This is a genomic window from Lederbergia lenta NBRC 16444 (assembly GCF_001591545.1).
GTDB classification, from domain to species: domain Bacteria; phylum Bacillota; class Bacilli; order Bacillales; family Bacillaceae_C; genus Lederbergia; species Lederbergia lenta.
The window spans coordinates 377720-399441 of record NZ_BCVC01000003.1; the positions used below are offsets into that span (position 1 = coordinate 377720).

23 protein-coding genes and 1 riboswitch are annotated in these 21722 nt (G+C 36.3%); of the genes, 12 read left to right on the plus strand and 11 right to left on the minus strand.

Annotated features, from left to right (window positions below; genetic code table 11):
- Positions 1–385 precede the first annotated feature (385 nt).
- On the minus strand, positions 386–1330 hold the full coding sequence (locus BLE01S_RS13905) for an aldo/keto reductase family protein (protein ID WP_066143273.1): 945 nt from the start codon (positions 1328–1330) through the stop codon (positions 386–388).
- Positions 1331–1525: 195 nt separating this feature from the next.
- On the opposite strand from BLE01S_RS13905, the gene BLE01S_RS13910 reads away from it, so the two are divergent.
- Positions 1526–2314, plus strand: a complete 789-nt coding sequence (locus BLE01S_RS13910) for a Cof-type HAD-IIB family hydrolase (RefSeq protein WP_066143276.1) — start codon at positions 1526–1528, stop codon at positions 2312–2314.
- A 124-nt stretch (positions 2315–2438) separates the two neighbouring features.
- The gene (locus tag BLE01S_RS13915) at positions 2439–2651 is read left to right on the plus strand and encodes a YjzC family protein (protein ID WP_066143280.1); all 213 of its coding nucleotides are present in this window, start codon (positions 2439–2441) and stop codon (positions 2649–2651) included.
- A 54-nt stretch (positions 2652–2705) separates the two neighbouring features.
- On the opposite strand, the gene BLE01S_RS13920 is transcribed toward BLE01S_RS13915, so the two are convergent.
- Positions 2706–2915 (minus strand): hypothetical protein, encoded by a 210-nt coding sequence (locus BLE01S_RS13920; protein ID WP_066143285.1) that lies wholly within the window; start codon positions 2913–2915, stop codon positions 2706–2708.
- Positions 2916–3460: 545 nt separating this feature from the next.
- Here BLE01S_RS13920 and BLE01S_RS13925 point away from each other — a divergent pair.
- From BLE01S_RS13925 to BLE01S_RS13950, 6 genes are all read left to right on the plus strand, one after another.
- Complete coding sequence (locus BLE01S_RS13925; protein WP_066143287.1) at positions 3461–3700, plus strand: hypothetical protein; 240 nt, start codon at positions 3461–3463, stop codon at positions 3698–3700.
- A gap of 19 nt (positions 3701–3719) precedes the next feature.
- Positions 3720–4049, plus strand: coding sequence for a DUF4288 domain-containing protein (locus BLE01S_RS13930; protein ID WP_066143289.1), 330 nt, complete (start codon positions 3720–3722; stop codon positions 4047–4049).
- 725 nt (positions 4050–4774) lie between these two features.
- A complete protein-coding gene (locus BLE01S_RS13935) occupies positions 4775–5554 on the plus strand; it encodes a transporter substrate-binding domain-containing protein (protein WP_066143292.1) in 780 nt (259 codons plus the stop codon).
- Positions 5555–5698: 144 nt separating this feature from the next.
- The gene (locus tag BLE01S_RS13940; RefSeq protein WP_066143295.1) at positions 5699–6361 is read left to right on the plus strand and encodes an amino acid ABC transporter permease; all 663 of its coding nucleotides are present in this window, start codon (positions 5699–5701) and stop codon (positions 6359–6361) included.
- Between the two features lies 1 nt (position 6362).
- Complete coding sequence (locus BLE01S_RS13945; RefSeq protein ID WP_066143453.1) at positions 6363–7085, plus strand: amino acid ABC transporter ATP-binding protein; 723 nt, start codon at positions 6363–6365, stop codon at positions 7083–7085.
- Between the two features lie 249 nt (positions 7086–7334).
- Positions 7335–8123 (plus strand): TIGR00266 family protein, encoded by a 789-nt coding sequence (locus tag BLE01S_RS13950; protein ID WP_066143300.1) that lies wholly within the window; start codon positions 7335–7337, stop codon positions 8121–8123.
- A gap of 545 nt (positions 8124–8668) precedes the next feature.
- Here BLE01S_RS13950 and BLE01S_RS13955 read toward each other — a convergent pair.
- From BLE01S_RS13955 to BLE01S_RS13975, 5 genes are all read right to left on the minus strand, one after another.
- On the minus strand, positions 8669–9685 hold the full coding sequence (locus BLE01S_RS13955; RefSeq protein WP_066143303.1) for a LacI family DNA-binding transcriptional regulator: 1017 nt from the start codon (positions 9683–9685) through the stop codon (positions 8669–8671).
- Positions 9686–9850: 165 nt separating this feature from the next.
- On the minus strand, positions 9851–10690 hold the full coding sequence (locus tag BLE01S_RS13960) for a carbohydrate ABC transporter permease (RefSeq protein WP_066143306.1): 840 nt from the start codon (positions 10688–10690) through the stop codon (positions 9851–9853).
- Positions 10687–11637 carry a carbohydrate ABC transporter permease gene (locus BLE01S_RS13965; RefSeq protein WP_066143309.1) on the minus strand — a complete coding sequence of 317 codons (951 nt, stop codon included), beginning with the start codon at positions 11635–11637 and terminating at the stop codon, positions 10687–10689. The genes BLE01S_RS13960 and BLE01S_RS13965 overlap by 4 nt, the downstream gene beginning before the upstream one ends.
- Positions 11638–11707: 70 nt before the next feature.
- Positions 11708–13003 (minus strand): ABC transporter substrate-binding protein, encoded by a 1296-nt coding sequence (locus tag BLE01S_RS13970; RefSeq protein ID WP_066143310.1) that lies wholly within the window; start codon positions 13001–13003, stop codon positions 11708–11710.
- Between the two features lie 303 nt (positions 13004–13306).
- Positions 13307–13876: a superoxide dismutase family protein gene (locus BLE01S_RS13975; RefSeq protein ID WP_111703372.1), complete on the minus strand. Its 570-nt coding sequence runs from the start codon at positions 13874–13876 to the stop codon at positions 13307–13309.
- A 488-nt stretch (positions 13877–14364) separates the two neighbouring features.
- On the opposite strand from BLE01S_RS13975, the gene BLE01S_RS13980 reads away from it, so the two are divergent.
- The 3 genes from BLE01S_RS13980 to lipA all read left to right on the plus strand — a co-directional run bounded on the left by BLE01S_RS13980 (position 14365) and on the right by lipA (position 17189).
- Complete coding sequence (locus BLE01S_RS13980; protein WP_066143312.1) at positions 14365–15120, plus strand: GTP pyrophosphokinase; 756 nt, start codon at positions 14365–14367, stop codon at positions 15118–15120.
- A gap of 103 nt (positions 15121–15223) precedes the next feature.
- Positions 15224–15329, plus strand: a riboswitch (TPP riboswitch).
- Positions 15330–15405: 76 nt separating this feature from the next.
- The gene (lipM, locus tag BLE01S_RS13985; RefSeq protein WP_066143317.1) at positions 15406–16242 is read left to right on the plus strand and encodes a lipoate--protein ligase family protein; all 837 of its coding nucleotides are present in this window, start codon (positions 15406–15408) and stop codon (positions 16240–16242) included.
- Positions 16242–17189, plus strand: coding sequence for a lipoyl synthase (gene lipA, locus BLE01S_RS13990; protein WP_066143320.1), 948 nt, complete (start codon positions 16242–16244; stop codon positions 17187–17189). The genes lipM and lipA overlap by 1 nt, the downstream gene beginning before the upstream one ends.
- A gap of 18 nt (positions 17190–17207) precedes the next feature.
- On the opposite strand, the gene BLE01S_RS21425 is transcribed toward lipA, so the two are convergent.
- A complete protein-coding gene (locus BLE01S_RS21425; protein ID WP_082788737.1) occupies positions 17208–17576 on the minus strand; it encodes a GNAT family N-acetyltransferase in 369 nt (122 codons plus the stop codon).
- 235 nt (positions 17577–17811) lie between these two features.
- Here BLE01S_RS21425 and BLE01S_RS14000 point away from each other — a divergent pair, with 235 nt between their 5' ends.
- Positions 17812–18075: an alpha/beta-type small acid-soluble spore protein gene (locus BLE01S_RS14000; protein ID WP_066143327.1), complete on the plus strand. Its 264-nt coding sequence runs from the start codon at positions 17812–17814 to the stop codon at positions 18073–18075.
- Positions 18076–18142: 67 nt separating this feature from the next.
- Here BLE01S_RS14000 and BLE01S_RS14005 read toward each other — a convergent pair whose 3' ends face one another.
- From BLE01S_RS14005 to BLE01S_RS14015, 3 genes are all read right to left on the minus strand, one after another.
- The gene (locus BLE01S_RS14005) at positions 18143–18769 is read right to left on the minus strand and encodes a flavodoxin family protein (protein WP_066143331.1); all 627 of its coding nucleotides are present in this window, start codon (positions 18767–18769) and stop codon (positions 18143–18145) included.
- Positions 18770–18915: 146 nt separating this feature from the next.
- A complete protein-coding gene (locus tag BLE01S_RS14010; RefSeq protein WP_066143334.1) occupies positions 18916–20070 on the minus strand; it encodes a saccharopine dehydrogenase family protein in 1155 nt (384 codons plus the stop codon).
- A 92-nt stretch (positions 20071–20162) separates the two neighbouring features.
- A complete protein-coding gene (locus tag BLE01S_RS14015; protein ID WP_066143336.1) occupies positions 20163–21659 on the minus strand; it encodes an aldehyde dehydrogenase family protein in 1497 nt (498 codons plus the stop codon).
- Between the last annotated feature and the right edge of the window lie 63 nt (positions 21660–21722).

The window sequence follows — 21722 nt, forward strand, 5'->3', positions numbered from 1 at the left end:
CCTTGGAGAAATCTTCGCTTTCATTAGTTTGTTGTTGATACAAACTAATTTCTTGTCAAATATTCTCTCAGTAATTCTAGCGTTTTAACTAATGTTCGCTTAATGTAAGCGCATTCTCACCTCGCTTGTTTTTATATTAACTAAATTCCTCTCATTACGCATTATCTGTAGATGCCTTTTTTCGACATAAATTTGATTCATATTGCTAACTTATACACGAATCCTCTAATCTTTAAATATAAATCTTCTGATAAAGAAAAAGCTCTCCCAATGGTTAATTTTTAATAGGAAGGAAGAAAGAAAAAAGGTAGTTGGAATGAGTCATTCCAACTACCTTTCATCTTCAATCTCAAATACCTACTATTATGTCAGTTATTCCTTATTATCAAGCTAAAATAGCTTCAATTTTCTCTATGGACTCTTTCGTTAATTCCAGTTCACTTCCCTTGATATTCGCCTCTATCTGATCTGGTCGGCTAGCTCCGACTAGGGCACTTGCCACATTTGGTTGGCGCAAGATCCAGGCAATTGCGAGTGCTGGCAGTGTAGCATCTAGGTCCAAAGCCAACTTTTCTAAGTTTCCAAGCTTCGCAATATTTTCTTCTGTAAGGAAGTTTTTCACTGAAGAATTGATCGTATCATTTGCTGCACGACTGCCCTCTGGAATCTTACCATCTTTGTACTTTCCAGTAAGTATTCCTTGAGCTAATGGTGAAAATACAACTTGAGAAATGCCGTGTTTACTTGATACTGGAATAACTTCCTCTTCAATATAGCGATTTAACATATTATATTGTGGTTGATTTACAACAATTCGATCGAGTAAATACTTATCTGCTGTTCCAATTGCTTCTTCAATTTGAGCAGCGCTCCACTCACTAACACCTGCATATAGAATTTTCCCTTGACGAATTAAATCATCAATGACTCTCAATGTTTCTTCCACTGGTGTTTCTGGATCATAACGATGACAATAGAAAATATCGACATAATCCAAGTTCATTCTTTTCAAACTATTATGCAGTTGCTCGTATACATGTTTTCTAGATAGACCACGATCGTTTGGCCCCTCACCCATTGGCCAAAATGCCTTTGTAGTAATGATATATGATTCACGCGGGAATTCTTTTAAAGCTTTTGCCATGACCTTCTCACCTTCACCACGTTCATATACATTGGCAGAGTCAAAGAAGTTAATTCCTAATTCATATGCTTTATGTATTGTTTTCTCCGCTGTATTATCTTCCACTGATTTTCCATAAGTTAACCAGCTACCCAGACTTATTTCACTTACTTTTAATCCTGATCGACCTAATCTACGGTATTTCATTTTCATCTCTCCCTTTTAATGAAGAATGAGAATTCTCTCTATTTCATCATCTTAAAATTTGATAACGCTGTCAAGCCAGGGGTATGCTAAATATTGTAAAGTTTCATACTTCTAAAGTGGAAAACGCTTGTTTTCCAATGCATTTTAATTATAATATGATAAACTTCAAGTAATATGATATAGAAGGAGAAATAAATGACTGACTATCAAGTATTATTCCTAGATATTGACGGAACGATATTAAAACCTGATCATACATATGAAGCTTCTACCAGAGATGCCATTTTACAAGCAAAGGATATAGGAATAGAAGTATTTTTAGCTACCGGCAGACCACTTCATGAAATTTCAGACTTAGCTGAAGAACTCAATATTCATTCCTTTATTGGTTATAATGGTGCACTTGCCATCTATAAGGAACAAACAATTGTAAATGAACCGATGCAAGCTGAGGTTATTATGCAATTTGTAGAAATCGCTAAAAAGCATGGACATGAAATTGTTTTATATTCAAATGAAAAAAATTACTTTACTAATCTGGATGTTCCATGTGCACAAAATTTTATTCATATGTTTCAAATGGAGAAAAATGATGTGTATAGTGATCAAGTCGCAGATCAAATTCTTGGTCTTACTTTAATCAAGTTAAAAGAAGAAGACATTGCCCTTTATGAATTACATGCAAGCTATCATTTTTCGCAAGTAAATGTGGATGGGCTACGCAATTGTTACGATGTAATAAGGGATACAGTGAATAAAGGACGTGCAATTGAGAAACTACTAGAACGAATGAATATTTCAAGCGACAAAGCCATTGCTTTCGGTGATGGGATGAATGACAAAGAAATGTTAGCTACTGTTGGAGAAGGCTTTGTCATGGGAAATGCCAATTCCAATTTGTTTGAGTATGGAAACCGGAAAACAACTGCTGTTACTGAATCAGGAATTTTTAACGGACTTAAAACAATTGGCGTGGTTAAATAAGCATAAAGTTTGTCGTTTTTGATAAAAACTTCATCTTTTTTCACAACAATTGGCTTTTTGGATAGGTTTTTTGTTATAATCAAGTTATATGTTTTGCAATACACTTAAAGTGAGGTAATTTCTTATGAGTCAATTTGTTAAATCCGGTGAAGCAGCACCAACTGCAGGCACTTATGTAGAAGTAGGACACGGTGGCGGTAAAGTAAAAGACGGCCAACGCGTAGAAGTACAACAAGGCGATAAATTGCCTGAGCTAAAAGCTTACACAGTTACAATCACACATAAAGGCGAAGAAAAGAAAAAAGATCGTCAACATGTATGGATGTTAGATAAGTAAGATTTGATGGTGTGCAGAAATTGCACACTTTTTTTATTTTACCTCCCCATTAACCTAATATAAAAGAATCCCCCAAAACCTATGTAAATCTTGTTTTTGGGGGATTTGTTTGTTCGGCAATGATGTTTCATGGATGAGTCCACCATATTTTAAAACATGATCAGAAGATACAAATGGAAGTGTTTTCCCTTCTATATCTCCCAAAGGGCTTTTCTTTATGCAAGGTTCGGGTGTATCTTTTGTACTACGGATCGCTACGCTCAAAAAATCTCCACCCTTTCCCCCTTGCATTCCGAAATTTTGGCGGTGCAGGGCTATCGCCAAGCTGAACCATACCGAAACAAGGAAAAAAACCTATAAAGATTTCACCTCTTTAATTTCGAAATGCCCCTAAGAGAGCTCCGTATTTTCTTTTTAAGGGTTTGTTTTGTTTTCTCCTAAGTCTTGATAACTTTGGCGCAACCTTTAAAAACGCTCAGAAGGCGATTTAAATCGTTTGTCAACCCTATCGGATTGAAGGGAGGATAGATTAAAGTTATGTTGAATGAAGACTAAGAGGAAAAATAATAAAGTATATGGGTGTGGTTGTGAAAATATTAGTGAAGAAATTAATTATTTTAACTGTGGTCTTTTCTATGTTTAGTTTTGTTTTACATGACTCTGCTGAAGCTTATGCATCTGAAAGTTCATTCCTGAAAGCGTTACTTACAATATAAGTGAAGATGATTTAATACCTGAGGAATTTTTTGATCCAAATCATCCGTTGACTATTAAAAGCCTCTATTCTAATATTAGCGGCTGGTCCTGTATTGATAGGTGGAGTTTTATATGTTGCCGGTTCTTGGGTATATAATGCTGTTAAATCTTTTTTGAAAGCTGAAACAGCCGATCAAATTATATCCAAAAAGAAAAAAGCATCTATCAGAAAAGAATTTCCAAGCGAATACCTAAATAAAACCCTTAATGAAATTGAAAAAGATGCAAAAGCAGGTAAAGCAAGGGCGAAAAAAGCAAAAAAACTTTTGACTGATAAAAGATTTAATAAATAAAGATCATGGGGGGAGTCCTTTGTATGATATTTACTCTGTGAAACTATTATTTGAATCTATAGTTTCACCTAATCCAAGTCCTGAAAAAACTTTTGAAGAAAGGATTATTTTAATTAAATCGGATAATATTGAGGATATTAATCAAATGGTATATGACCATTTCAAACCAGAAACCTATCCAAATAGTGAAGGAGGATTAACCACTTTAAAGCTAGTTAATGATGTTTTTGAATTAGTAGATGATCTGAATGACTCTGTAAACTTTAAAGAAGTTTATAGTCGACATCTTTTATTTGATCAAGAAATCACTTTCGAAAAAGTAGTTAATTTATTTTCTTTAGATAAATAAAGCTAGATTATCATAAAAGCCGACGATTCTTTTTCCTAGATAAAGGAATCGTCGGCTTTTATGATTTCTACTTATTTGAGATTAGAGAGCTATTTATAGCGTCTGTCAACGGTACCGGACCATAGGGAGGAGTTGATAGACTCACTTTCCAAGATCCTCTTGGCTTGGAACAAACAACCGTTTGTTCCTGCCTACCGGCGAGGGAGCCCCACAAGGATTGAGGGTTTGGGGGGAATATGATTTTGATAAAAGCTAAAAAAGTTTGGGGATGTTGTCCCCTTCCGCAATTATTTTTTCCGCTTATCCTTCGCCTACATACATCTATTTGTATTCTTAATATCCAATTCAAATTTCCCTATTTTCTCTAGATCCCAAAGTTGCAATTCTGAACCCAATTATTACCTTTAGACAAAACCATTGATACGGGGTAAAAAAGCCTTTCGTAAAAAATCTCCTACCACCCTCTCATATACAAGCAGCTTAACAAAACTCCGATTAGTCAGGTAAGTGAGTTTTTTTAATATTTATGATTATTCCTATATTCAGAGGGTATAGAGTATTCATGACTTATTTTGAGCATTTATAAAGAAACCACCCACCATATTATCCACTCCCCCATATATACGGTATTATCCCGAATTATGGAAATTTATGAATATTGTGTCTAATTTAATACTCATGGATAATTATGAACGGAGACAAAAAACAGAGGAGGTTCTTACATTTTGAGGAAAAGGATATTCTTTTTATTGGCAGCTTTATCTCTTTTATTAGTACTTACAGCTTGTGGCAATTCAAGTGCGGATGGGAAAGGAAAAACGTATACAGTTGCTACCGATTCAAATTTTAAACCATTCGAATATAAGAATCCTAAGACTGGTGAGTTAGAAGGATTTGACATCGAAATAATTGAGGAAATTGCTGACAGAGCAGGCTTTAAAGTAAAGTTTGAAACGATGGACTTTGATGGTGTTCTTGCGGGTCTCCAATCAGGTCGCTTTCCTATTGGGATTGCAGGTATGTCTATTACAGAAGAACGTAAGGAGTCGATCGACTTCTCTATCCCTTATTATGACTCTGGTTTAGTAATGATGGTTCCTAATGATAGTGATATCCAGTCAATTGATGATGTTGATGGCAAAAAAATTGGTTCCCGCCAAGGATCAACGAGCCAAGCATACTTACAGGAAAATACCGGAGCAAAAGTGGAGGCGTTCCCAGAAATTGTTACCGCTTATATGGATGTGAAAGAAGGACGATTGGATGGCGCATTGTATGATTTACCAAACGTTCTTTATTACATGAATCAAGAAGGCGACGATAAGTTAAAAACAGTTGGTGATGTACTCGAAGGCCAATCCTATGGAATTGCCTTAAAGAAGGATTCAGAAATAGTCGATGATGTCAATCAGGCATTAGAAAGCATGATCGCTGACGGAACCTATGCCAAAATATATGAAAAGTTTTTTGGCGAAGCACCTGGAGATAAGTGGTTAGGTGAATAAAAAGCTGCGTGAGCAAATTGCTAAAGCGCAACAAGCATTATCTTGTTGCGCTTTTTAAAACAACTTGTTTTAAATATTGATTATCAACATACACTGGTCATACATATTATTTTTAAATATAAATATAGAGGAGAGAAATGTTAGATGATAGAAGCTTTTCTAGACAGTCATTATATTCAAAGTCTACCCTTTCTCTTACAAGGGTTAGTATGGACGCTTATCATTACATTTATCGGTCTTACTTTGGGCTTTGCCCTAGGTGCATTGACCGGACTAGGACGTTTATCAAACAATAAATTTATACGAACAATTTGTGCCGTTTATGTAGAGGTTGTTCGCGGTACCCCTATTCTAGTTCAAGTGCTGTTTATTTATAATGGGTTAACAGAGGATATCATTGGTATGAATATCGATAAATTAACAGCTTCGATTATTGCCATCACTATTAATGCTGGAGCCTATATTGCTGAGATTGTTCGTGGTGCAGTGGAGTCTGTTGATAAAGGACAAAATGAAGCCGGCCGTTCAATTGGTTTAACAAGGAAACAAACGATGCGCTATATTATTTGGCCACAAGCTTTTAAACGGATGATTCCCCCTTTAGGTAACCAATTCATTATTAGTTTAAAAGATACTTCACTATTCTCCGTTATCGCTGTAGGAGAACTCTTATATATGGGTAAACAATACTACAATGTTACTTATACACCATTCCAAACATTGATCATGGTTTGCCTTTTATACTTACTGATAACAATTCCATCATCAATTTATTTACGAAAATTAGAGAGGAAGCTGGATGTCTAATATGATTAGCGTAAAAGGTTTGCATAAGTCTTTCGGTAGCAATGAAGTTTTAAAGGGAATCGATTGTGAAATAGAGGAGAAAGAGGTAGTATGTGTCATTGGTCGATCAGGATCAGGTAAAAGTACGTTCCTGCGCTGCCTGAATTTATTGGAGGAAATCACTTCAGGCGATGTCATTATTGATGGAGACAATCTAGTCGATTCGAATATTGATATTAATAAGGTTCGTTCAAAGGTAGGTATGGTTTTCCAACATTTTAATCTTTTCCCTCATAAGACGGTATTAGAAAATGTAATCCTCGGCCCGTTAAAGGTAAAAGGGCAATCAAAAACGGAGGCAGAGAATAATGCATTGCCTTTATTAGAAAAAGTGGGTCTTTTTGATAAGGCTGATGCATATCCTGATAGTCTTTCTGGTGGACAAAAGCAGCGGGTAGCCATTGCAAGATCACTTGCAATGGATCCTAAAGTTATGCTGTTCGATGAGCCAACTTCAGCACTTGATCCAGAACTTGTTGGGGATGTCCTCCAAGTAATGAAAGACCTTGCTAAAGACGGAATGACAATGGTTGTCGTGACCCATGAAATGGGATTTGCCAAAGAAGTCGGTGATAGAGTCCTGTTCATCGATGAAGGTGTAATTGCCGAAGAAGGAGATCCGGAACAGATTTTTGATCATCCACAAAACATAAGAACGCAAGAATTTTTAAGTAAGATTCTATAATCAAAATCCGCCATATATAATTGACGCTTGTCGATCATTTATGGCGGATTTTATTCGTATTATGGTCTTACTATTGATAATAGATAAGAGAGTAATATATCCTGTTGGAAACTTTACTCATATGTGTCGGAGGAGTGTTCCATTCGCTACCTTGCAATCCCACAATTGGTCATCCATTTCATTTCAAATTATTTTTGAATCCTTTTCGTTTCTTTATCCGTACATGTATTTAAAGGACGGTGGATAACGATGAATAACCATGAAATAGATTATGAAATCTTTGGCGATGATATGCAATTTGTACAAGTAGAGCTTGATCCTCAAGAAACGGTAGTCGCAGAAGCTGGTAGCTTGATGATGATGGATGATGGTATCCATATGGAGACAGTTTTCGGAGATGGTTCTAATCAGGGTAGCGGCCTCATGGGGAAACTTATGGGCGCAGGTAAAAGAATGCTTACCGGTGAAAGTTTGTTTATGACAACATTTACAAACGAAGGGTCAGGAAAAAAACATGTATCATTTGCATCACCTTATCCCGGAAAAATCATTCCAATGGATTTAAGTGAATTGGGCGGAAAATTAATTTGCCAAAAAGATGCCTTTTTAGCTGCTGCAAAAGGTGTTTCTGTTGGAATTGCTTTTCAACGTAAGCTTGGCGCGGGTTTTTTTGGTGGAGAAGGTTTTATTATGCAAAAACTTGAAGGCGATGGTATGACGTTTGTACACGCCGGAGGTACAATACACAAAAAAACATTAGCTCCTGGTGAGGTTGTAAGAATCGATACAGGCTGTCTCGTTGCGATGACAAGTGATATAAATTACGATATAGAGATGGTTAAAGGTGTGAAAACAGCCTTATTTGGTGGAGAGGGATTGTTTTTCGCAACACTTCGCGGACCAGGTACTGTGTGGATTCAATCACTTCCATTTTCAAGACTCGCTAGTCGTGTATTTGCAGCAATGCCTGCATCAGGAGGATCAAAAGATGAAGGTGGCATCGGCGGTCTTTTTAATATATTGGGTGGGGATCGATAACCACAACTTAAATATTCATCATGGATAGCAAGATATAATATACTTGAAGAGAATTAGCCCCTAAAGCACAATCTGACTTTAGTGGGCTATTCAAATCATTTAATAATAATTTTCTCGAAACTAAATTGCTAGCACTCTATCGCACATTTGCTTAATACTTTAAAAGTAGCAGTAATTTCCCCATAGACCATTTTGTCTATTAGCTGGTGCTGACTATTTTAAGCACCCCCAATTCAAAACATTCTGAACCATCTAGAATATATTGTTTTAGTGTTTTTATATTTCTTTACTTTTCTACAACTGGGACATCATGGTTCTTGCTTGAAAAATAAACCTTCATTCTGATAGTAATACTTTATGTTATTTTTTATTACCTCATCCTTCTCTCATTACGCAAGAAGGATTTCAACTTTCCTTATAATTCACTATCTTCCCCCTAATTTGCAAAATACTTTATATCAGTAAAAAGTTGTTTGAAGCACTTCTTCGAACAGGGAACATAAAAAGTATATTTCTAAGAGTCACCATGCAATCGAATATTCCTTTTAATCATTATTACTACCACATGAATCTCTAACAATTAATTCAGATTCTATAAATACTGGATCCATCTTTTCTCCACTGATCAAGCTATCTAATATACACGCAGCCGTTTTTCCTAACATCTCTTTATCTTGTTTGACAGTTGTCAGTTTTGGATTGCTATAACGACAAGCAACGATATCATCACATCCGATAAGTCTTATATCATCGGGAACTTTTATGCCAATTTCCTCTATTGCTTTTAAGGCCCCAAATGCCATTAAATCAGATGCCGCAAAGATAGCTTGTGGATATGGTCGTTTTTCAAGAATTTTCTTCATCGCATCATATCCACTTTTCTCATAGAAATCTCCATATTGAATCCATTCTTCCCTTACTTCCAGTCCCAATTGATTCATAGCTTGTAAGAATCCCTTTTTCCTCAACATAGCAATAGCTGAATCTTGCTTTCCTCCTATAAAAGCTATATCCTTCACAGAATACGTGTGTAAATGCTGGACTACTTTGTTAGCTAATTCAACATTATCTGTCATAACGTAGGAAGAATGTGTCCCTTTTAATTCCAGATCAATCCCCATACAAGGAATATCATTTTCCACTAATTCATAGATAGCTTTTTCGATTTCTTCCCCAGCAATAATTAAACAACCATCGACTTGAAAATGTCTGCATCTTGCTAAATAGCTACCCTTATCTTGATAAAAGTGTTCATTCGAAAACATGATTATATCGTATCCTAAAAGTCCAATTGTATTTTTAAATGAAGTCACAACTTCATTAAAAAATGGGTGTGTAAAGTCAACATTTATTTTCCCAGCGTAAATTAAACCAATTAAATTTGATTTCTTCGTGGCTAACGATTTAGCTGAAAAAGTAGGTTGATAACCGGTATCCTCGATAACTTTATTAACCTTCTTCTTAGTTTTCTCACTAATTCCACCATAATTATTAATTATTTTCGAGACAGTAGATGGAGCAACTCCGGCCATTTTAGCAATATCTTTTATTGTATAGTTCATCGAGACACCTTCCGCATATATAATTAAACAAGCCCAAGCGCTATTCAATAAATCTATCAGTTGGGTTAGTTTTTCCCAGCTGATAGAAGTTGACAAAACGCATATATGTTGAATTATATCTCTCTAGATTTTTATGTCCACCAGATTCGAGTAAAACAGTTTAAGTTATTTTACCGATCCCTCTGTAATACTCGAGATAAAGAGACGATTGAAGAAAAGGAAAATAATAATTAATGGTACAGTCGCCCAGAAAACACCTGATAAAATCATTCCAAAGTCAATATTGTGAGTGTTACTTAGTGATGCTAATGCTACTTGAATCGTATATTTTGCTGGGTCTCTTAACACAGTAAATTGCCACAAGAACTCTCCCCAAACAGCGGTAAAGACAATAATCCCCAGTGTCGCAAAAGCTGGTAATATAATAGGCAGAACAATGCTTCGGTATATTCTAAAATTAGAACAGCCGTCTAATTTAGCTGCTTCAATCAACTCGTCGGGTATAGCGTCACTAACATATTGTCTCATTAGAAATATCCCTAATGGATTTAAGAAAAATAAAATCGAAACACCCGTTAAAGTATCTAATAGACCCGCATTAGCAATAAGGTAGTATTGGGGAATAAGCCCCAATTGTGGTGGGATAACCATCGTTAACAAAATTGCTAAAAAAAGTATGTTTTTTCCCGGAAATTTAAACTTTGCAAAGGCAAAACCTGCTAATGAACTAATTAGCAACACTACTAAAGTTACCACAGTACAAATAATAAATGTATTCCACATTGCTTGAAAAAAATCAATTTGATTTAATACTTTCTGGAAATTATCTACTATTAATCTTCCAGGAGTAAGCGTTGGTGGAATAGAATTATAAGCAGCGCTCGGACGACTGGCCATAACAAACATCCAATAGAATGGAAATAAAGAGAGTAAAGATGCGATACCCAAAAACGAGTAAATAAATATTTTTCCAAGACCTTTTTTCTTATCAGCTATTTTACTCATCTTTTTACACCTCGTTTCTTTCTACCAATACCTGAAGTCAAAAATGTATTAATAGATGCAAAGATTATAATAATGAACAATAAGATGATAGCTGTTGCAGAAGCAGTACCAAATGATTGTAATTTAAACGCATCACGATATAAATACATTACAACAGTCATTGCTTCATCTCTCGTAAAAGCTCCCGCCCCCAAGAATATAGTTGGTTCTGCGAATAACTGTAACGCTCCAACTGTAGAGAAAAATACTGTCAAAATAATAAAAGGCTTTAAAAGTGGCATAGTAATATGAAGAAGTTGTTGGAATTTATTTGCCCCGTCTATCGTAGCCGCTTCATATAGATCATTAGAAATACTTTGAATTCCAGCAAGATAAATGATCGTATTATATCCTACCCATCGCCAAAACACCATGATGGAAATAGCAATTTTCGTTCCCCATTCAGAGGTAGCCCAATTCACTGGATCAAATCCAAATATACTTAATACGTAATTGGCTAGTGATGTTTCATGATTACTAAATAACACACTAAAAATGAGGGCTACTGCAACCATTGACGTAATATATGGCATGAAGATAGTTACTCTGAAGAAGTTTCTAAAACGAAGAAACGATTGATTTAATAAAAAAGCCAGAATAATTCCAATAACTAATTGAGGTGCAGTCCCCATCAGACCAATAACAATCGTATTATAAACTGATTTCCAAAAAAGTGGGTCATTGACGACGATCTTAAAATTATCTAAGCCGACAAATACCATTGTATTTAGACCATTCCACTTTTGAAATGCTAAGTACATACTAAAGATAGCGGGATATAGGCCGACAATTCCAAAAATAATAAAAAAAGGTGCAATATATAAATAACCGGAAATCATATCTTTCTTTTCTTCAGAAACAAATTTCTTTGTCTTTACTCGTTTCCTAGTTTCATTTAAAGAAACCATTATTAAAACCCCGTTTCCTTATTAATTTTGATATGGCGTCCCAAAAGGACACCATATCAAAAAGCTTTAATTACCGACTAATTAGGTCTTTTGCCCGTTTAACCGCTGCTTTCCACTCTTTCTCTGGGTCTCCACCATCTCTTACATTGTGAAGTGCATTCAGGACCTCCTGATGTACAGGAAAGTATTTTTCTCCTTTATAAACAGTGCCACTAATGTCTTGAGCAGCTTTAGCAAAAACAGTTGAAGACACTTGCCCTCCGAAGAACTCGTCTGCATATGTAGTAAATTCATCCATTTCATAAACAGCTTGTGCAGATGGGAATAATCCCTTGTCTTCAAATGACTTTAATTGATTTTCAGGAGAAACCAACCACTCTACAAAATCATAAGCAACTTGAGCATGTTTTGTTTCACTTGGAATTGCGATGTAAGATCCACCCCAGTTTGCTGCAAATTCTGTAGGTAAATTAGCTACCTTCCATTTACCAACTGCATCTGGTGCATTTCCTTCCATCCATCCTTTTAACCAACCAGCACCTAATTCTGCTGCGAATTCACCAGTATTTACAGCATTAGCCCATTCCGGAGTCCACATTTCAAATTTACCGACAATGCCTTCGTTATATAAATCAACTGCATAATCGTATGCTTGTTTAACTGAACTTCCCTCTTTTTCAATTAAAAGTTCCCCTTCAGGATTTAAATACGTGTCAACTGAAGCATCCAAGTATGCTCTGTAGGCCATTTCAATGCTATCTACAAATGGCTTTCCTGTTTTTTCTTTTACTTTTAGACCAGCATCTTTAAATGCTTCTGGCGAATCGATTAACGCTGCTACCTCTTCAGGTTCAGTTGGCAAGCCTGCTTCTTCAAAAACATCTGTACGATAATACAATGCTTTCGGACCAATGTCTGTTGGCATCCCGAATAAGAAATTACCTTCTAAATTTTCGCCACCAGCCCATTTCCAATCTAAGTATTCATTTTGAACATCCTTTGCCCCTAAATCATATAGATTTTCAAAACGGTCCTGAGCTGCTTTAAAACGATCAAATTGATCAAGCTCCAACATGGCAATATCAGGTGCCCCACTTCCAGCAGATAATGCAGTGAATATAGCATCATGATGCTCTGCTGTTTCAGATGCTTTTACTTTAATTGTTACATTAGGATTTACTTTTTCGTATTCTTTAGCTAAATCCTCATAATTGGTAGCACCGAATGTCCAAAAATTTAATGTAACTTTTTCCCCATTTTCATCTTTACCTGAACTTCCTTCTTCTTTATCTTTTCCACAAGCGGATAATGCAATTGAAAGTACTAAAGCTAGTCCAAAAACAAGCACTTTTTTCATGTTTTTCATTCTATTTCCCCCTATTTTTCAAATATTTATTGATAAGTAATAATGTTACTTTAAGTGGAAAATCCACCTCCTAGGTCAAATTTAGAAATCGGTTTCATTTATTTGGAAACCGGTTTCTTTTAAAGTCATTATAGTCTTGATATTTTAAAAAATCAACACTATATTTAGGAATTTTAGTAATTATTAGATAACTGCACTCCTTATTTACCAAAAATATTTGAATTTAGATAAAGCCTTCTGAGGATAATTAAGCTTATATAGAATTAAAAACAACCTCGAAGATTTCGAGGTTGTTAGAAAAATTTATTTACCAATCGTACCACATGCAATACGATCGCCTGCATTTCCAGCGGGATCCGTTTTATAATCGTCCGCCTTTTCATGGATTACAAGTGCACTACCATCTTCATCAAGCAGAGATTTTTCTCCTTGCTGTAACGTTACATTAGGCGCAACGATGGATACATTGACAGTCCCTTTATCGGAAATCTCAATATTGGGTAGATCACCTGCGTGAAACCCTTTTGGGTTTTCAAAACCATGTTCTCGATGCCCTGGATTAAAGTGAGCGCCAGCAGACTTGAAATCAGGTGGATCACATTTTGCTGTTTCATGGATATGGATCGCTTTTATTCCCGGTTCCATCTCTTCCGCTTTTAAATCAATCTTCACCCCCTCTTTCGTTTCAGAAAGAGAAGCCTTGCCTATCTTTGCACCTTCTGTATTTAAAACATTTACACTTACTGGAGTGTGACCACTTACTGGAACTGCTTCCTCGTCACCCTGTGGTGTAGAATCTTTATTTGCATTGCATGCGCTAATAATGAAAGCAAAAACAGCAAAAGTTAAGAATAGCCCAATTTTCTTCAATATTAAAACCTCCTACGTTTATAATCCTTAGCAATGATTGCCGAAACCTCCTAATTTTAAACACGAGGATTACCCATAATTAAAGCTTTGATAATTAATCCCTATTTTTTCTATTTATTTACGTTTCCATGCTTACAAGCCGCTATAGATTACTTACCGGTTGCTTACTGGCTGCCACGAACGAGTTAGTGGCGATAGAAAAGGCCGGTGTAGCTCTAATACTGGCCTCCGTTACTTCTTAGTTTTTTTCTTAAATTTGGCTTATTAGTTACTATTCATTTTTACAGATCGAGATGATGATTTTGCTTGGCATCAGACCGATCCGGCTTATTTATGTACTCAATTTGTTGGTTAATCCCCGGAAAATCTTATTATTATCGATCTTACGTATAATACAAATATCACCTAAATATTGACATCAATAGATTGGATTTCAATTTAAATATTATGGTACGATAGCAGTAATACTGCATCAAGAAAGGAATTCAGTCATGGAAAAACAACATGCACTTGACCTTAATTACTTAAAAGAATTTAAAGTTGAATTGACTCGCTTTATGATGGCTTACAAATTTGCCTGTGATGAAATGAATACGAAAATAAATATTTTGTCAGATGAGTTCAATTTCATTCACGACTACAATCCGATTGAGCATGTAAAATCACGTGTAAAATCTCCAGAAAGCATTATAAAAAAAATTCAGAGAAAAGGGTTTGATTTTTCTCTATCTTCCATTAAAGAAAATATTAGGGATATAGCTGGCATTCGAATTACTTGTTCTTTTATTGCCGATATTTATCAGTTAAGTGAAATGCTTAAAAATCAACAAGACATAAAAGTGATTGAGTTTAAGGATTATATTAAGAATCCGAAGCCTAATGGTTATCAAAGCCTTCATATGATTATAGAAATTCCCGTTTTTATGTCTGACCGAGTAGAATATACATATGTAGAAGTACAGATTCGGACAATTGCTATGGATTTCTGGGCTAGCTTGGAACATAAAATTTATTATAAATATAATAAAGATATCCCTGAGCATTTATCACAAGAATTACAAGAAACGGCAATTATTGCAGCACAACTTGATCGTAAAATGGAAAGACTGCATAAGGAAGTGTCCATTCTTAAAGAAGAAAATGGTAAGGATGACGATCTAATTATGCTTGCAAATCAAACAATTCCTACAAAAATGCTTGAAACATTAGCTCATTATAAAAAATTAAATGAACAAAATAATTCCTAACCGCCACATCATGATGTTTTATATTTAGCCCGTGTAAAGAAATCCGATTTCTTTACACGGAGTTTCTCTTTCGTTAACATAGGAATTGTTGATTGGAAATTTATACATACACTAGGGGAGCTACGATAGTGGCTGAGAAGACATTCCGTTCTGACTCTTTGTACTCGAAACTAGGTAATACTAGCGTGAGGAAGTGTGGTCGTATGTTTGTTACTTTTTGCATACCAATAGACCACATTCCTCGGAATGTGGTTTTTCTATTTTTATCGGGGAGTTGAAAAATACATGAATGACACATGGGGACTGCTACATAGTGGGTATCATGAGGCTGCTATTAATATGGCATTAGATGAAGCTTTATTAAATTGGCATAGTGAAGGTAAAATCCCGCCTGTGCTACGATTTTACGGATGGACAAAGCCAACCCTTTCTGTTGGCCGTTTTCAAAAGGTTGAAAAAACGATTGATTTCTCTGCAGTAGAACGTTATGAATGTATGTTTGTTCGCCGCTTAACTGGGGGAAGCGCCGTATTGCATGATGATGAACTCACATACAGTATTGCCGTTTCTGAAGAAAAGTCATATATTTCTGATTCTATTCGTGCAGCCTACTACACATTATCTAAGGGGATTATGGCTGGATTTAAAGAACTGGGTATCAATGCAGACTACTCCATGCCAAAAGAGCATTTTGAAAGGAATAGTACAGCTGTATGTTTTGAAAGACCATCTGATTACGAAATGCTTGTTAACGGGAAAAAGATTTCTGGACATGCACAAACGAGACAAAAAGGCGTGTTACTGCAACATGGTTCTTTACCATTCAGTATCGATAAACAAATGTTATTTGACCTATTCAATTTTTCATCAGATAAAATGAGAGAGAGACAGCGGACAGCCTTTTCTGATAAAGCCATCACAATGAATGAAGCGGCAAAAGATAAAATTACATATGAGGTTGCTGCAAAGGCTTTCCAATATGGCTTTGAAAAAGAGTTAAACCTCGAATTTTTACCGCTAGAGCTCACAAATGCACAATGGAATGAAGTATATGACTTAGCAGAGTCGAAATATAAATCGGACGAATGGAACTTCAAAAAAAGAAAGCAGGTGCTGAAATAATGGCATTCAAAAAAGAAGAATATATTAGAAAACCTGAGTGGCTGAAAACAAAGATCAATACGAATGAAGCATATACAGATTTAAAGAAATTAATGCGTGAAAAAGGCTTGAATACAGTATGTGAAGAAGCTCGTTGTCCGAATATTCACGAATGTTGGAGTGAACGGAAAACGGCTACTTTTATGATTCTTGGTTCTATTTGTACACGCGCATGTCGTTTTTGTGCAGTCAATACGGGATTGCCAAACGAACTGGACTTGAATGAGCCTATGAGAGTTGCTGAATCTGTGAAAATAATGGGACTCAAGCATGTGGTAGTCACCGCTGTGGCACGCGATGATCTAAATGATGCCGGAGCAGGTGTTTTTGCTGAAACTGTTAGGGCCATCCGTAGGGAAGTTCCAGGCTGTACTATTGAAATTTTACCTTCCGATATGAAAGGCGATTATGAAAACCTACGAAATTTAATGTCTAGTGGTCCTGATATTTTCAACCATAATATCGAAACAGTCAGACGGTTAACACCACGGGTTCGCGCTAAAGCAACATACGATCGTTCCCTAGAACTTTTAAGACGAGTAAAAGAAATTGCTCCGGATACACCAACGAAGTCAAGTATTATGGTTGGTCTAGGTGAAACAAAAGAAGAAATCATTCAGGCTATGGATGATCTGCGTGCACATAACGTTGATATTATGACAATTGGCCAATACTTACAGCCTACAAAAAAACATTTGATGGTTGAACGTTATTACCATCCTGACGAATTCGCCGAATTGAAGGAAATTGCGATGACCAAAGGGTTTAGCCATTGTGAAGCAGGACCACTTGTACGCTCTTCTTACCATGCAGATGAACAAGTGAGTAATGCTTCCGCCCAACGCAGAATTAAGTATATGCAAGGAGTAGAAAAACAAGATAATAAAGAAGTCGATTTTTCTTTTTAATAAAAACTAGTTAATGCCTTAGAACCTGAAAAAGCAAACATAATGCAGGGTATAGATATAACAAACTTTAGAGACGGACTCAATGCTTGGGACCGTCTTTTTGTAGTTAATTAGAGTAAACCATACGCGCTGTATGAAGCTGTTGTTTTCCGTATATTCTTCCGCTTTAATAAACCTTTTTTCTTTGTAAAATCTCATGCAGAGCTGATTTTCTTTTTCCACAACTACATATAATCGTCTAGCATCTGATAATTCCTGCAACCCCTTCTCTAATAACATAGAACCAATCTTTCTGTTTTGAAAATTAGGCAAAATATAAATCGCCGTTAACTCCACATCATGGGTCTCTTCTATTCTTTGAAGTATCCTTTCATCCGAATAGGCCATCTTCAAAAAATCTAACTGCGTTTTTCAGAAATTATATCTTTATACATTACTTTCCACGTTATATAAGCGATGTTTTGAATAGCAGAAATATCACTTATTATCGCTTTTCAAATCTGAATCATGCCCTATTCCTCTTTTCATTATGTAATTAGAATACTATAACTTATATGTTTGGTAGTAAATTTGTATAGTGTTTCTAATTTCATGGGAGATACTATCCTTAAGGAGGGATTAAATGGCTAGAAAAAACAAACTATTAGTTCCCGAAGCACGAGAAGGCCTAGATCAATTAAAGGGGCGCGTCATGAAAGCAAAAGGATATAATGCCGCTCCTGATGACATAAAATATGAAGTAGCTAAAGAACAAGGAATTCCACTAAATAAGGGGAAGAATGGTCAACTCACTTCAGAACAAGCGGGTAAAATCGGTGGACCAATTGGTGGTAATATGGTCAAGGAAATGATTAAAATGGCTCAAGAACAAATGATACGCAAATAATAAATCCGCTAATCCCTCTAGATACAGGGGTTAGCGGATTTCCATCAAACGTTTGATTAGTACATAATTATTTAATCACATTGCCCTCTGCGGGAATGGGATGCTCCTTAAGCATTTTTGCAAAATGCATTAAATTATAAGCCATGATTTTAGCATGTTGCATTGTAAAATCATTTTTATATCCTTTTGCTTCTATAAAAGATGGTCCCGGACCTGCTTCTCCCACCCAATATGTATCCACATTTGGAGGGATAGTAAAGCCGATATGGGAAAGTGAATAGAGTAGAGACCTTGCCGCATGCTTGGCTCCATCTTCATTTCCGGTTATTACCACTCCACCTACTTTATTATAGTAAAGATACTGCCCTTTCTCATTTGTTAAACTACTTCCGCCATATAATCTTTCAATTGTTTTAACAGCTACACTGCTTTGTTCGCCAAGCCAAATAGGAGTGCCAATGATCAGAATGTCAGCCTGTTTTACTTTTTCAAATATCATTGGCCATTCGTCTTGGTCATTAACCGCTTCGTTCGTAATTCCTAATTCAATATTATAATCTGCCATCGTTAAGATTTCCGATTCGATTTTGTGCTCATCAAAAATATTTGTAACCACGTCTATGAGCGCGCGCGTGTTTGATTGCTCACTACTTTTCTTCAACGTACAATTAAGTATTAAAGCTTTTATTTCCATACTTATTTTCCTCCTTATATATTGTCAATACTCTTCCATTCCCTTTCTCGTTGAAGAAAAACTTAGCTTTATTGATTGATTAATTCTTAAAATCAAAAGAAAAAAGCTGCGAATTTTATATTCGTAGCTTTTCTTACTTATTGGATTTACTTTTTTATTTCTGTTTCAATAATATTGATATTCCGCTTTGCCATTTCTTTTATATATTCATTTCCTGGTACAATTTGTTCTGGAGGATATACACCTTTTCTTGTTATCATACCTTTACCGATCATTTGCGCGACAACTGAAATCGTGTTAGCAGTGGCCCGCGCCATAGCCGTGACATTCGTAGATCGGTCTTTATACGTCGTCATTTCATATGAATGAGTGATTTTCACTCCATTTTTCTCACCTGAAACCATTACACGAAGTAAGACGACATCATCTTTATCTTTTAAATCAACGATTGGATCAAGGACTTTTAATAATATTTCTCTCGGTTTCACTTTTTGCCCTTTCATTTCCACTTCATAATCTTTACGGGTTAGATTTAAGTCTACAAGTAACTTCGCTTTTTCAGCATGACCTGGATATCGAATTGTTTTATATTCCAATCCTTTTAAATCAGGATAGGTATAAGACAATGTTGAGGTACCACCTGATGTGTGAAAGGCTTCTAACGGACCGAATTTCTCAAAGTATATTCTTTCTATTTCAGATAAAGACGGCACTTCTTGTTTTACTCCATTGCGGATAATGAAAGAAGGGTCTGTATAATGGTCAAGCACGCCTTCCATCGAAAATACATGATTATATTCAAGTGGCGGTTCAGGCTTAACAGGAATCCCACCTACATACATTTTGATGGATTCCGTTTTATCTAACTTACTTGCACCATATCCTGACAATATGTTAATCATCCCTGGAGCAACTCCTAAATCAGGGATAATCGTAGTTTGAGCGCTTTTTGCTGCGTCTTTAAGCTCTAATATTTTATCGGTTATATGGCCAATATGACCACCAAGATCTACATTATTCACCCCAACAGCAATTGCTGTTTTTGCTACGATTTCATTAAAAGAATAAAAAAGCGCATTAATCACAACATCATATTGGCTTATAAATTGTGACAATTCCGCTTGATTGCTTGCATCCACACGAAACGCTTCCAGCTTATCTGACTTCAAATTATCACACACTTGCTTTGCACGCACTAAATCAATATCAGCAAGTCCTATCGTTTTTACTTCTGTGCTCCGCACTAAATCTCGCACCGCTTCTTTTCCCATCAATCCAGATCCTAAGACAGCTATTTTCATCTATCATTTCCCTCCTTACGAATGGGATCACTCCCCAAAACGGAGAGCGCGTACCCCCTTCCTTAAAATGGAGATCGCTTGATAGTATATGATTAATCTACATCAATTTGTGCCCTTTGCAGTCTGCCACTATAGTCAATATAAATACTTTTCCATTCTGTAAAGACATCGAGCGCAGCAACACCTGAGTCACGATGTCCATTTCCAGTTCCTTTCGTACCCCCGAATGGCAAATGAATTTCCGCTCCAGTCGTCCCCGCGTTTACATACACAATGCCAGTATCAAGGTCACGTTGTGCAGCAAACACTTTATTTATATCTTTCGTAAAAATGGAACTGGATAAACCATACGCAACATTATTATTTACCTCTATGGCTTCTACAAAACTTTTCACTGGAATTAACGAGACAACTGGTCCGAATATTTCTTCTTGCGCAATCCGCATATTGGGGCTTACATCTGTAAATATTGTTGGTGCATAATAAAACCCATTCTTGTGTTCTCCCTCATCTAAAACATAACCACCCGTCAATAAATTGGCACCTTCCTCTTTGCCAATTTTAATATAGCTGTTGATTTTCTTTAAGGAAACTTTATTAATAATCGGACCAATTCTCACCTTTTCATCGAGGCCATTACCGATCTTCAGCCGTTTTATTTCTTTTAACAATCTTTCCTGCAAATGCTCCTTCACATTTTCATGAACGATCACCCTACTACATGCCGTACACCTTTGCCCACTAGTTCCAAAGGCACTCCAAATAATTCCTTCTACTGCTAAGTCTAAATCAGCATCATCCATTACAATAACCGCGTTTTTTCCACCCATTTCAAGAGAGACTTTTTTTAACAGCTGACCACATTTGCTAGCAATGTTTCTGCCAACTTCATTTGAACCAGTAAAAGAAATCACCCGAATATCCTTATGCTCTACCATGGCATTACCGACAGTATTTCCGGAACCAAAAACGACATTTAATACACCTTTTGGTAATCCCGCCTCTGCAAAAATAGCAGCAAGCTCATGAGCCATCAATGGTGTTTCTGAAGCCGGCTTCCAAATGACTGCATTTCCAGCAACAATGGCCGGAAATGACTTCCATGTAGCAATGGCAATTGGAAAGTTCCAAGGAGTAATAATCCCAACAACCCCTACTGGTGCACGTACACTCATGGCAAATTTATCTTTCAACTCAGATGGAGTCGTTTGACCGAATAAACGTCTTCCTTCACCGGCCATATAAAAAGCCATATCAATACCTTCTTGTACTTCACCACGAGCTTCTTCGATTACTTTTCCATTCTCGGTGGTCAATAGTTGAGATAAATTCTCTTTTCGTTCCTTCATCAAAGAACCTACTCGGTATAACACCTCTGCACGTTGCGGAGCCGGTACAATCGCCCATCCCCTTTGCGCTTGTTTTGCAAATTCAACAGCTGCATCCACCTCCACTTTTGTCGACATAGGAACCTCAGCAACACTTTCACCTGTAGCAGGATTAACAACATCCACATACCTCACATCTTTCGGCGCAATCCATCCACCATCTATATAATTTTTAAGTCTTTTTTCCTTTACTAAATTCATATTAATGCCTCCCCCCTCATTGTCCCTGTTGTTTCGGTGCCGGGAATTGTTTGGGTGCCTGGC

Excerpts from the sequence above, each read along its gene's own strand:
- BLE01S_RS13915 (WP_066143280.1), top strand. The coding sequence starts at position 2,439 with ATGAGTCAATTTGTTAAATCCGGTGAAGCAGCACCAACTGCAGGCACT.
- BLE01S_RS13960 (WP_066143306.1), bottom strand. The coding sequence starts at position 10,690 with ATGAGTAAAATAGCTGATAAGAAAAAAGGTCTTGGAAAAATATTTATT.
- BLE01S_RS13945 (WP_066143453.1), top strand. The coding sequence starts at position 6,363 with ATGATTAGCGTAAAAGGTTTGCATAAGTCTTTCGGTAGCAATGAAGTT.
- BLE01S_RS13940 (WP_066143295.1), top strand. The coding sequence starts at position 5,699 with ATGATAGAAGCTTTTCTAGACAGTCATTATATTCAAAGTCTACCCTTT.
- lipA (WP_066143320.1), top strand. The coding sequence starts at position 16,242 with ATGGCATTCAAAAAAGAAGAATATATTAGAAAACCTGAGTGGCTGAAA.
- BLE01S_RS14000 (WP_066143327.1), top strand. The coding sequence starts at position 17,812 with ATGGCTAGAAAAAACAAACTATTAGTTCCCGAAGCACGAGAAGGCCTA.
- BLE01S_RS13905 (WP_066143273.1), bottom strand. The coding sequence starts at position 1,330 with ATGAAATACCGTAGATTAGGTCGATCAGGATTAAAAGTAAGTGAAATA.
- BLE01S_RS13950 (WP_066143300.1), top strand. The coding sequence starts at position 7,335 with ATGAATAACCATGAAATAGATTATGAAATCTTTGGCGATGATATGCAA.
- BLE01S_RS13970 (WP_066143310.1), bottom strand. The coding sequence starts at position 13,003 with ATGAAAAACATGAAAAAAGTGCTTGTTTTTGGACTAGCTTTAGTACTT.
- BLE01S_RS13910 (WP_066143276.1), top strand. The coding sequence starts at position 1,526 with ATGACTGACTATCAAGTATTATTCCTAGATATTGACGGAACGATATTA.
- lipM (WP_066143317.1), top strand. The coding sequence starts at position 15,406 with ATGAATGACACATGGGGACTGCTACATAGTGGGTATCATGAGGCTGCT.
- BLE01S_RS14005 (WP_066143331.1), bottom strand. The coding sequence starts at position 18,769 with ATGGAAATAAAAGCTTTAATACTTAATTGTACGTTGAAGAAAAGTAGT.
- BLE01S_RS13955 (WP_066143303.1), bottom strand. The coding sequence starts at position 9,685 with ATGAACTATACAATAAAAGATATTGCTAAAATGGCCGGAGTTGCTCCA.
- BLE01S_RS21425 (WP_082788737.1), bottom strand. The coding sequence starts at position 17,576 with ATGGCCTATTCGGATGAAAGGATACTTCAAAGAATAGAAGAGACCCAT.
- BLE01S_RS14015 (WP_066143336.1), bottom strand. The coding sequence starts at position 21,659 with ATGAATTTAGTAAAGGAAAAAAGACTTAAAAATTATATAGATGGTGGA.
- BLE01S_RS13965 (WP_066143309.1), bottom strand. The coding sequence starts at position 11,637 with ATGGTTTCTTTAAATGAAACTAGGAAACGAGTAAAGACAAAGAAATTT.
- BLE01S_RS13980 (WP_066143312.1), top strand. The coding sequence starts at position 14,365 with ATGGAAAAACAACATGCACTTGACCTTAATTACTTAAAAGAATTTAAA.
- BLE01S_RS14010 (WP_066143334.1), bottom strand. The coding sequence starts at position 20,070 with ATGAAAATAGCTGTCTTAGGATCTGGATTGATGGGAAAAGAAGCGGTG.